Source organism: Clostridium algoriphilum (genome assembly GCF_020443705.1).
Classification (GTDB): Bacteria; Bacillota; Clostridia; order Clostridiales; family Clostridiaceae; genus Clostridium_AD; species Clostridium_AD algoriphilum.
Genome location: NZ_JAIZZK010000133.1, coordinates 1 through 548, shown reverse-complemented (window position 1 = coordinate 548; position 548 = coordinate 1). Strand labels below are relative to the sequence as shown.

Sequence of the window (548 nt, the reverse complement as noted above, 5' to 3'; positions counted from 1 at the left end):
ATTAATAAAATGGATCCTATATGATAGACACTAAAAAAGTCTATTCATATGGGATCTTTTTTTGTACAATTAAATTAGAAAGGTTGTGAGCATTATGAGTAAAAAAGTATTTACTAATGAACAAATTTTAGCACTCTCAAAAAACAGATATATTAAACGAGTTAGTGAAAAAGGAATTACATATACAGATGAGTTCAAATCATTATTTGTAGCCGAGCATATAATGGGAAAATTATCGTCTCAGATTTTTAAAGATGCTGGGTTCGATATAGAAGCACTTGGTAATTATAGAATCACGTCTTCTAGTAAGAGATGGCGCAAGGCTTATAAGCAATCTGGCGAATTAGGCCTTAGAGATACTAGAAAATTCAGCAGTGGACGCCCACTTAAACGTGAATTAACATTAGAAGAAATAATCACAAGAAAAGATGCTGAGATTGAATACTGGAAGGCGGAAGCAGAACTATTAAAAAAAATCGAGCTGCAAGAAAGGCAGGTGAAAAACGGTAGTTTAAGGATCTCTTCAATTTTTGCACTTATTCAGAACA

1 protein-coding gene is annotated in these 548 nt (G+C 32.7%); it reads left to right on the top strand.

Annotated features, from left to right (window positions below; all coding sequences use genetic code 11):
* Positions 1–94 precede the first annotated feature (94 nt).
* Positions 95–548 (top strand): HTH domain-containing protein (locus LGK95_RS22265; protein WP_319001956.1); only part of this gene is annotated, 454 nt, incomplete at its 3' end.